At 67.8% G+C, this 1,250-nt stretch carries 1 protein-coding gene and 1 pseudogene; both read left to right on the forward strand.

Features of this window, described 5'->3' with window-relative positions; translation table 11 throughout:
* Positions 1-908: terminase TerL endonuclease subunit (locus tag D4754_RS23745; RefSeq protein ID WP_240454001.1), on the forward strand; the 908-nt coding region annotated here is incomplete at its 5' end.
* Positions 909-922: 14 nt separating this feature from the next.
* Positions 923-1,250 (forward strand): annotated as a pseudogene (locus tag D4754_RS23750) (phage portal protein); the annotation flags it as partial.

Here is a 1,250-nt window from a genome sequence, read left to right on the forward strand (position 1 = left end):
ACAAGAAACAGCCCTGGCGAAACCCGCGGCTCTGGCCGGCGGTCCTTCCGAACCTCGGCGCCTCGATCACGATCGAGCGCCTGGTGCCGGAGTATCACAAGGCGGTCGACACGAGCGAGGATGAGCTGGCGCGGTGGGCGTCGCAGCATCTGAATATCCAGATCGGGCTTGGCCACCACAAGGGCGGCTGGATCGGCGCGAGCCATTGGATCGAGGCGGTCGATCCGACACTCGATCTCGAGGCGCTGCTCGCGCGGTCTGAGGTTTGCACGATCGGGATCGACGGTGGCGGGATGGATGACCTTCTCGGCCTCGCGATCCTGGGCCGGGACCGGGTGACGAAGCGCTGGCTCCTGTGGTGCTCGGCCTGGGTGCACGAGGTCGCGCTCACGCGGCGCAAGGCGATCGCGGAAAAGCTGCGGGATCTCGAGCGCGAGGATGCGCTCACGATCTGCAAGACGCCGACGCAGGATCTCGAGGAGCTGATCGCCCTGGTCAAGCGGGTGCATGATGCGGGGCTCTTGCCGGAGCGTGGCGGGGTCGGGCTCGATCCCGAGGGCGTGGCGGCGATCGTGGACGGGCTCGAGCTGGCCGGGATCCCGTCCGACGCGCTCGCCAGCGTGTCACAGGGCTACAAGCTGAACGGCGCGATCAAGGGAACCGAGCGGAAGCTCTTCGACGGCTCCCTGGTGCATGGGGGGCAACCGCTCATGTCCTGGTGCGTCGGCAATGCGAAAACGGAACCGAGGGGAAATGCGGTGATTGTGACCAAGGCGGTTTCTGGCGCGGGCAAGATCGACCCGCTGATGGCCACGTTCAACGCGGTCTACCTGATGAGCCTCAACCCGGCGGCGGCGAAGCGCAAGAGCCTGGCGGGGATGCTGGCCAGGCCCGTGATGGTGGTCTGATGGTGCTGCGGTTCATGAAAGCGGCCTTGCGCGGCGTCCGGGCGGAGCTTGCCGCCGGCGAAAGCGGGTGGGTCAGCGTCTCGCCCGGCCAGGCCTGGGGCGGGACGGGCTATTCCAGCCACGCTGGGAAGACGGTGTCGCCGACCTCGGCGCTCGGGCTCTCCGCGGCCTGGGCGTGCGTCAAGGGCAACTCGGAACTGATCGGCTCGCTGCCCGTGGCCTTCTACGAAAAGCAAGCCAATGGCTCGCGCGCGCGGATCGAGCCGGATCTTGCCGAGGTTCTGACGGCGAGCCCGAACAGCGGTCAGACCGCGATGGAACACTGGGAATCCGCGGCCGCGC

The organism is Chachezhania antarctica (assembly GCF_003646465.1).
GTDB classification, from domain to species: Bacteria; Pseudomonadota; Alphaproteobacteria; order Rhodobacterales; family Rhodobacteraceae; genus Chachezhania; species Chachezhania antarctica.